The 8171-nt window shown below is 63.7% G+C and carries 9 protein-coding genes; 6 read left to right on the forward strand and 3 right to left on the reverse strand.

The genetic code is table 11. From position 1 onward, the window contains the following. Both GEU01_RS26490 and gluP read right to left on the reverse strand, forming a co-directional pair. The coding region (locus GEU01_RS26490) for an IS4/Tn5 family transposase DNA-binding protein (RefSeq protein WP_042710946.1) at positions 1 to 601 on the reverse strand (601 nt) is incomplete at its 3' end. A 207-nt stretch (positions 602 to 808) separates the two neighbouring features. Beyond that, complete coding sequence (gene gluP / locus GEU01_RS18120; protein WP_019087211.1) at positions 809 to 2029, reverse strand: glucose/galactose MFS transporter; 1221 nt, start codon at positions 2027 to 2029, stop codon at positions 809 to 811. Between the two features lie 202 nt (positions 2030 to 2231). On the opposite strand from gluP, the gene GEU01_RS18125 reads away from it, so the two are divergent. The 5 genes from GEU01_RS18125 (at position 2232) to GEU01_RS18145 (ending at position 7164) form a co-directional block, all read left to right on the forward strand. Further along, on the forward strand, positions 2232 to 3593 hold the full coding sequence (locus tag GEU01_RS18125; RefSeq protein WP_019087212.1) for an aminotransferase-like domain-containing protein: 1362 nt from the start codon (positions 2232 to 2234) through the stop codon (positions 3591 to 3593). A gap of 72 nt (positions 3594 to 3665) precedes the next feature. Beyond that, positions 3666 to 3962 (forward strand): putative quinol monooxygenase, encoded by a 297-nt coding sequence (locus GEU01_RS18130; RefSeq protein ID WP_019087213.1) that lies wholly within the window; start codon positions 3666 to 3668, stop codon positions 3960 to 3962. Continuing rightward, positions 3937 to 5130 (forward strand): arabinose transporter, encoded by a 1194-nt coding sequence (locus GEU01_RS18135; RefSeq protein WP_019087214.1) that lies wholly within the window; start codon positions 3937 to 3939, stop codon positions 5128 to 5130. The genes GEU01_RS18130 and GEU01_RS18135 overlap by 26 nt, the downstream gene beginning before the upstream one ends. After that, positions 5127 to 6356: a Tm-1-like ATP-binding domain-containing protein gene (locus GEU01_RS18140; RefSeq protein ID WP_019087215.1), complete on the forward strand. Its 1230-nt coding sequence runs from the start codon at positions 5127 to 5129 to the stop codon at positions 6354 to 6356. The genes GEU01_RS18135 and GEU01_RS18140 overlap by 4 nt, the downstream gene beginning before the upstream one ends. Further along, positions 6334 to 7164, forward strand: a complete 831-nt coding sequence (locus GEU01_RS18145) for a phosphoenolpyruvate hydrolase family protein (protein ID WP_019087216.1) — start codon at positions 6334 to 6336, stop codon at positions 7162 to 7164. Before GEU01_RS18140 ends, GEU01_RS18145 begins: the two co-directional genes overlap by 23 nt. Before the next feature lie 113 nt (positions 7165 to 7277). Here GEU01_RS18145 and GEU01_RS18150 read toward each other — a convergent pair whose 3' ends face one another. Continuing rightward, entirely contained in the window at positions 7278 to 7775 is a 498-nt protein-coding gene (locus GEU01_RS18150; protein ID WP_019087217.1) for a DUF4232 domain-containing protein, read from the reverse strand. A 125-nt stretch (positions 7776 to 7900) separates the two neighbouring features. Between GEU01_RS18150 and GEU01_RS18155 the strand changes: the two genes are divergently transcribed. Next, positions 7901 to 8171 (forward strand): helix-turn-helix domain-containing protein (locus tag GEU01_RS18155; RefSeq protein ID WP_026018770.1); only part of this gene is annotated, 271 nt, incomplete at its 3' end.

The following is an 8171-nucleotide window of genomic DNA, read 5'->3' on the forward strand; positions in this document are numbered from 1 at the left end:
TTTTTTCCCTGCCTCCCGTAGAGACCTTGGTAAACCCGATCTTTTCGGGAGATGCTCGGGTGAAGGAAAACTCCGTTGTATCCTGCAGGATCAGGACTGGCCCTGCAGTCGCATCGAAACGCTGGGCGGTAGCAGAAAAATGCCCTTCAAGGATTTTGTCTTCGCTTACATTTGCATTTGCAAAAAATCTATATGCTGCCTTGGTCGCAGACCAATCCTGAAATGCCGTCGGGAGAGACTTGCCCGGTCGTTCAGCAAGTGCCGCGAGCATCGTGCCCAGACGCCTGTTCAGGCGCTCGTCGCCAAGGTCAGATCCGGATATTTCCTGTATGACCCAATCCTGTACCATTCTCACACCCCGCCTGCATAAAGGTGACAGAAAAGGAATCACAACAGATTCATCTGCATCAAGCACAAAATTCAAGAACAGCAGATTTGTGGGTAACTGCAAGCCGGTCAATGGCGCCACGCCGGACTGAAGATGATAGGTCCGGGGTTGCGGCATCAGCGCCGGTTCCGCCACCGCAACAGGCGTATGCGCGCATATGCCCATCATGAACACAAGCGGCAGCACAGACCGGAAGCAGGGGATATCGGGCATGGCGACAGTCTTTCCGTAAGGGCGTGTTGTGAAATAACCTGTTGATGAAAAGCAAACGTTTCCGGGCGCCACCCCTCCCCGGCACGATGGCGTTTTTCCGGGGCTTTTTGAATGAAGCTACGGCAGAAACGGCCCTGTGGCCTGCAGGGCGTTTCATGGGTGGCCCGTCATGCTGCCCTGTCCGCGCCTGTCCCCCAAGCCCGGATTCTATCTGCCCCTGCGCCCCATCCACAGCGCGTATCCCCCGATCAGGCCGTAAGCAGGCAGCATGATCCACGTAAAGGCGGGTTTCATCCCGATAACGGGGATCAGCCCGGCAAAAAGCTGCGGCATGAACGCCCCGCCCGAAAACGCCATGACCAGCAATGCCATGGCGCGATACTGCCCGTTACCAGCCGCCTGCAACACAAGGGGAAACAGGATCGGCATCATCATGGCGTTGGCCAGCCCCAGCAGCGCCACGCACAGGACCGAACCAACCCCCGGCGTCATGGCCGCGACAAGACACAGCGCCATCCCCAGGATGGCGGATGCCAGCAGATAGCGCACCACCGTACACCGGGCGGGCACCATGACCGTTCCGACCACATAACCCGCCAGCATGGCCCCCAGCGTGAGCGAGGTCAGGAACCGCGCCTGCCCCAGCGAAATTCCCACCCCACGCCCATAAACACCAATGGCGTCCCCCACCATGACCTCCACGCCCACATAGATGAACACCACGGCAATCCCCACCCATGCCCGCGCAGGCATGCGCCCGGAATGCGGCGTGGCGGCATCGGCATCAACAACCAGCCGGATATCAGGCAGGCCCGCATGGCGCAGCCCGAAGGCGACACACAGCAGCACAACCGCCATGCAGCGATAGGGCACCACCACGGCATGCGCGAACGCGGCCAGCACAGCAGCACGCCGTCTCATGTCTACCGCATTGGCCAGATGGGTCATGACACCCCCGATATCGCGCATGACCAGAACAGAAAATATTATTGGTGCGATAATACCGGATGCCTTGTTGGCGATCCCCATGGTCGCAATACGTCGTGCCGCCCCCTGTGGCGGTCCCAGCATGGTGACATACGGGTTGACCGTAACCTGCAGCAGCGTCAGTCCCGCCCCCAGCACGGACAGTCCTGACAGCGCGCCGGGATACCAGCGCCTGCCCACGCATTCCCCGAATACGGCCGTGCCCGCGGCCATGATGACAAGGGCCACTACAATCCCGTCGCGCAACCCCATGCGCCGCGCCAGGCCCATCGCGGGAAAGGCGCAGGCCAGATAGGACAGGTAGAAACACATCGGCACCAGAAACGCGCCCACCGGCCCCAGACCAAAGGCGACCTGCACGAAGGTGATCAGGGGGCCGTTCAGCCATGTGACAAAGCCGATGATGAAAAACAGCCCGGCCATGATGGCCAGTGACCGCATGCCATGGACGCCGTCCGTTCCCGCCAAACGATGATGGACCAAGTATTTCCCCCTTCTGTCGGGACGCACCCCGTCCGCGCCCGGATTGTACTGGATACGCAACATGATACATGGAAATGACCGCCGCCAGCGCGCATATTTCGTGTCGGGGCACGACCTGCTATGCCGGGCGTGACCCGCAACAGGACAGGCTTGGTCCCTCATGCGCCTGCATTCCCCATGGCATCCCCACCTGCCCCCCGGTGACACGCCACCCGCCGAACGCCTGGCGGATGCGCTGGCGGGTGACATTCTGGGGGAAAAGCTGGATGCAGGGGACCGCCTGCCTGCGCATCGTGACCTTGCATGGCGACTGGGCATAGGGGTGGGCAGCGTAACCCGCGCCTATGCCATGCTGGAACGGCGCGGACTGGTGCGCAGCGTGCGCGGGCGCGGCATGTTCGTGGCCTCCCGCCCCGGTGGATCGGGGCAGGCGATCGACCTGTCGGCCAACATGCCGCCGCCCATGTTCGGCAATCGCGCGCTGGCCCGCACGCTGGGCCGCCTGGCCCATACGGTCGATCCGGCGCTGTTCAACGTCTACCCGCCCATCGCTGGCCATATCGAACACCGCCGGATCATGGGCCACTGGCTGGCGGAATTGGGGGTGGACATGCCGCCTGACCGCCTGCTGCTGACCAGCGGGGCGCAGCAGGCGCTGGGCGTGGCCGCAGGCGTATGCAGCAGGGTCCGCACTGTCGCCATAACGGAAGAACTGGCCTATCCCGGCATGCTGTCGCTGCTGCGGCAGGCGGGACTGTCCCCGCATGGCCTGCCCATGGACCGGCATGGCCTGCTGCCCGGACCACTGGAACGCATGCTGCATGCCCATGGGACCGGCCAGTGCGTGCTGTATGTCACCCCCACCATGCACAACCCCACCACCGCCACCATGGACCACGCCCGCAGGCACGACATCGTGCGGATATGCCGGGCGCATGACGCCCTGATCATCGAGGACGACGTCTATGACTGCGCGTGTGACGACCGGTTGCCCCCGTTGGTGATACTGGCGCCGGACCGGACGTTTTATGTCAACAGCCTGTCCAAGACCCTCAGCCCCGGCTTGCGTATCGGCACACTTGCGCCCCCTGCCCGCTTCATGGCGGCGGCGGCCGATGCGCTGCTGAATTCATCGCTCATGATCGCGCCCCTGTCCTATGCCATGATGGCGCAGTGGATGCTCGATGGCACCGCGACCGCCGTCCGGCGCGCGCTGCGGGGCGAGGCAGGGCGACGGCGTGAACTGGCCCTGCGTATTCTTGGCCCCGACCTGACGCCGCCCGCCTATGATGCCTTTCATGCATGGATGCCCATGTCGATGGAGCAGGCGGCTGATTTCGTGCCTGCGGCCGCGCGCGAAGACGTGACGGTCACGCCGCTGCTGCCCTTCATGGCGGCACCCGGTATTTGCACGCAGGGCGGCATACGGCTGTGCCTTGGCCCGGTCGCCCTGCCTGACCTGACGGAAGCCCTGCGCCGCCTGCGTCATGTGCTGGATGGGATGGACAATAGTGTCACGTGACACTTTCTTCGTGGAAGGAAAGTGTCACAGCATCCTATCATCCTCGTGACAGACACAAGCCGAGGACAGTCCATGACAGAGCAGCCCATTACGGTCATCGCCACCATACGTGTCCGCCCCGACCATGAAAAAGCGGCGATCGCGGCCATCCATGACTGCGTGAAGGCATCCCGGCTGGAAAAAACCAACATCTCCTACCAATGCCACCGTGACGTGTCGGACCCTGCGGTTTTCGTATTCGTGGAACGCTGGGCCAGCCCCGAAGCCCTGAGCGAACATGAAACCACGCCGCATTTCCGGGCGATGGCGGATGTGTTCAGGACCGCGCTGGCCGAACCGCTGCATGTGCGCATCACACGTGAAATCTGATACCGGACCGCTGGGGCTGCTGGGGCGCCTCGCCATTGCGCTGTTCCTGTCCTACATGGCGGTCGCACTCCCGCTGGCGGCCATACCGGTCGCCATCCTACACTGGCCGGGTTACGGCAACGGGCTTGCGGGACTGGCGGTAGGCATCGCGTTCTTTTCCACAATCCTCAGCCGTAACCATGCGGGCGCGTTTGCCGATACCAGGGGCGGGCGACCATGCATGCGCGCGGGACTGGCGCTGTATGTGGCGGCCAGCCTGACCTGCGTGCTGGCGGGCATGGCCAGCCTGCCCAATGGCGCACGTTACGCCATCCTGATCGCGGGACGCCTGCTGCTGGGGATCGGGGAAAGCCTGACCATCGTGGGCATGCTGGGCTGGGGTATCGGCCTTATGGGCCAGCAGCGCGCGGGACGGGTGCTGGCGTGGACGGGGGCGGCCATGTATGGCGCCTTTGCCGTAGGGGGGCCGATCGGGCTTGCGATATACGAACACTGGGGGCTGGGCGCCCTCATGCTGGTATCCGCGCTGCTGCCGCTGCTGGGGCTGGGACTGGTGCGGGATGTACCGCCTTCGCAGCCGCATGCGGGGGGCAGGCCACCGTTCTGGCGTATTCTGGGCACCATCCGCTGGCAGGGCATTGCGGTGGCGTTGCAGGGGGTGGGGTTTGCCGCACTTGGGGCTTTCCTGCCGCTGCGTTTCCTGCATGCGCACTGGCCTTACGCGGGGCTGGGTCTGACCTGTTTCGGGGTCGCATTCGTGGCTGGCCGCGTTGCATGCGGGCACCTGCCTGACCGGATCGGCGGGCTGAAGGTGGCGCTGTTCTCCCTTTTGATCGAGGCAGCGGGACAATACCTGCTGTGGGGCGCCTCCACACCGCTGCTGGCGCTGGGGGGCGCGGTGCTGACCGGAGCGGGATGTTCCATGGTCTATCCCTCGCTTGGGGTTGAAGTCGTGCATCTGGTCGCCCCGCACATGCGCGGCACGGCGCTGGGCGGTTTCGCCGCCTTTCAGGATCTGGCCTATGGCGCGACCGGGCCGCTGGCCGGGCTTCTGGCGGACCGTTACGGGTATGGAATCGTGTTTCTGGTCGGCGGCCTGTGCGCCACGGGGGCGGCCATCATCATCCTGGCCCTGCTCAACGCCCGCGATGGGAGGAAACCCGCATGACGGATACCGTCTATATCCCCGGCACCTGCGATACCAAGCACGCGGAACTGGCCTATATCCGCCAATGCCTGCATGCGCGTGGGGTAAAGGGGCTGATTGTGGATGTCAGCACACGCGGCACGGATGCCGATGCGGATGTCAGCGCGCGTACGGTGGCTGCGTGCCACCCCGATGGGGCAGGCGCCGTATTCCGTGGTGAGCGCGGGCAGTCGATTGGCGCCATGGCGGTTGCCCTGCGCCATTACCTGCTGGCACGCACCGACATGGCGGGCGTGATCGCCATTGGCGGGTCCGGCGGCACGGCGCTGGTGGCCCCTGCGTTGCAGGCGCTGCCGCTGGGACTGCCCAAGCTTGTGGTCTCCACCGTAGCGTCGGGCAATACCGCGCCCTATATCGGGGGATCGGATATCGCCATGCTGTATTCGGTAACCGACATGGAGGGGCTGAATCGCCTGTCGCGTGTCATACTGTGCAACGCCGCCAACGCCATGGCGGGCATGGTGCGCACGCCGTGCCATATCCCCCCGGACCCCCGCCCCGCCATTGGCCTGACCATGTTTGGCGTGACCACGCCGTGCGTCGATCACATTGTCCATGACCTGTCGGGACGGTTTGACTGCCTGGTGTTCCATGCCACCGGCACCGGTGGGCGCGCGATGGAACGGCTGGCGGATGACGGGGTCATACGCGGCTTCATTGATACGACACTGACCGAGTTCTGCGATCTGGTGGCCGGCGGCATTTTCCCGTGCGATACCGACCGCCTGGGCGCCGTCATTCGCACGCAGCGCCCGTATGTGGGCAGTTGCGGCGGGCTGGACATGGTCAATTTCGGCGCACGCGCCACGGTGCCCGAACGGTATCGCGACCGCGTGTTTGTCGAACATAACCCGCATATCACCCTCATGCGCACCAGCGTGGCGGAATGCCGCGCCATGGGCCACATGATCGGCCACCAGTTGAACCGGTGCGAAGGCGAGGTTCGCTTCCTTTACCCCGAGGGCGGTTTTTCCATGCTGGACCAGCCGGACGCACCGTTTCACGACCCGGTGGCGGATGAGGCCTTCTACACCGCACTGTCCGAAACACTGGACCAGACCCCGCGCCGTCGGCTGATCCGCCTGCCCCATGCGATCAACGACCCGGCCTTTGCCGATGCGCTTGCGCATGAATTTTCCCTTATCTTCATGAAGGACACAGACAATGCCCAGCATTCCCCGCAGTGAGATCCTTGCCCGATTCCGCACCATGATCGCAGCACGCAAGCCCATCGTGGGCGGCGGCGCGGGCACCGGCCTGTCCGCCAAGTGCGAGGCGGCGGGCGGGATCGACCTGATCGTGATCTATAACTCCGGCCGGTACCGCATGGCGGGCCGCGGGTCGCTGGCGGGACTGCTGGCCTATGGCAACGCCAACCAGATCGTCATGGAAATGGCGCGCGAGGTCCTGCCCGTCGTGCCCGGCACGCCGGTACTGGCGGGGGTGAATGGCACCGACCCGTTCGTGGATTTCGATGTGTTTCTTGATGATGTCAAACGCATTGGTTTTTCAGGCATCCAGAACTTCCCCACCGTGGGGCTGATTGACGGCAATTTCCGCAAGAACCTTGAGGAAACCGGCATGAGCTACAGCATGGAGGTGGACGTGGTCGCCCGCGCCAACCACAAGGACCTGCTGACCACGCCCTATGTCTTTGACCCGGCCAACGCGGTGGACATGGCAAAAGCGGGCGCTGACGTGCTGGTGGCCCATATGGGGCTGACGACGGGCGGGGCGATCGGGGCGGAAACCGCGTTTACGCTGGATGACTGCATTGAACGGATCAACGCGATTACCGAAGCCGCGCGCAGCGTGCGCCCCGACATTATCGCCCTGTGCCATGGCGGCCCGATTGCCATGCCGGCTGATGCGCAGAAGGTCCTGTCCGGCTGCCCGGACTGCCACGGCTTCTATGGCGCATCCAGCATGGAGCGCCTGCCGGTTGAGGTTGCCCTGACCGAACAGACCCGCAACTTCAAATCCCTGACCCGCTAAAGGCGTATCGCAAGACAGATAGACGTTTCCGGGTGCCGCCTTTTTGCAAAAAGGCGGCGTTCCTTGAAGCTTTTGAAACAAGCTTCACCAAAAGCTTCTTCATGATTTTCAGGTTATTGCCGTGCTGGCCCTGCCTGCCACGGCTGCTGTTCCAGTGCGGGCGGCGTGCCGGACAAGGCGCACAGGCTACGGCCAAAGGACTGTCGCAGCGCGCCCTTGTGCAACGACAGCACCAGTGTTGCCGGGGTAATGCAGTAACCCGGGTCAAACGCATTGCCCGACACCCAGCGCAGGGCTGTCCTGGCCTGCCCGCCCGGTGGCAGCACGCCGTCCGGCATGGCCACGGCCTGCTGCCACCGGACCGGGATGGCGTGATGGTGTCCGTCCTCAAACGATATCGGACCGACCGATGCCAGCGTACAGGCCCGCATGCCGGTATTGCGCACCACAAGCCACATTCCACCGTGCATCATGCCATCAAACGCACCCTGTCCATCATCCAGCACCATGACCGTATGACGGGGCGTGCAATCACGCACCCCATGGGCATGGGCGCAGACCGGAAGGCAGGACAAACCAAGGGCGACACCCGCCGCCAACCACCGCATCATGGTTCCCTGCCCTGTCGTGTCGCGGGGGTTATACCAACCATTGTTTGGCCTGACTCACGGGGTACCCATCGGTTTAAAAATGTGATTCATAGGATGCAGACCATTCTCTGAAGGAGGCATTCTGGATGGGCAGCCCTCTATCCCTGCGTGACGATCATGATAGTTCGGAGTTGCGACGCCTTGCGCGCAGAAGCCGGCATGCGGGTCAGTCGCGTCGCCTGTTGGCGCTTGCGGCGATTTATGATGGCGCCTCGCGCGGCGAGGCGGCCCTGCTTGCGGGGACAGACCGTCAGAGTATCCGTGACTGGGTGCTGCGTTTCAATGCGGATGGCCCGGATGGCCTTGTGGATCGTCATGGCGGGGGACAGAAAGCCCGCCTGACACAGGAGATGCTGT

The organism is Komagataeibacter europaeus LMG 18890 (assembly GCF_000285295.1).
Classification (GTDB): domain Bacteria; phylum Pseudomonadota; class Alphaproteobacteria; order Acetobacterales; family Acetobacteraceae; genus Komagataeibacter; species Komagataeibacter europaeus.

Excerpts from the sequence above, each read along its gene's own strand:
- GEU01_RS18135 (WP_019087214.1), top strand. The coding sequence starts at position 3,937 with ATGTGCGCATCACACGTGAAATCTGATACCGGACCGCTGGGGCTGCTG.
- GEU01_RS18145 (WP_019087216.1), top strand. The coding sequence starts at position 6,334 with ATGCCCAGCATTCCCCGCAGTGAGATCCTTGCCCGATTCCGCACCATG.
- gluP (WP_019087211.1), bottom strand. The coding sequence starts at position 2,029 with ATGCGGTCACTGGCCATCATGGCCGGGCTGTTTTTCATCATCGGCTTT.
- GEU01_RS18150 (WP_019087217.1), bottom strand. The coding sequence starts at position 7,775 with ATGATGCGGTGGTTGGCGGCGGGTGTCGCCCTTGGTTTGTCCTGCCTT.
- GEU01_RS18130 (WP_019087213.1), top strand. The coding sequence starts at position 3,666 with ATGACAGAGCAGCCCATTACGGTCATCGCCACCATACGTGTCCGCCCC.
- GEU01_RS18140 (WP_019087215.1), top strand. The coding sequence starts at position 5,127 with ATGACGGATACCGTCTATATCCCCGGCACCTGCGATACCAAGCACGCG.
- GEU01_RS18125 (WP_019087212.1), top strand. The coding sequence starts at position 2,232 with ATGCGCCTGCATTCCCCATGGCATCCCCACCTGCCCCCCGGTGACACG.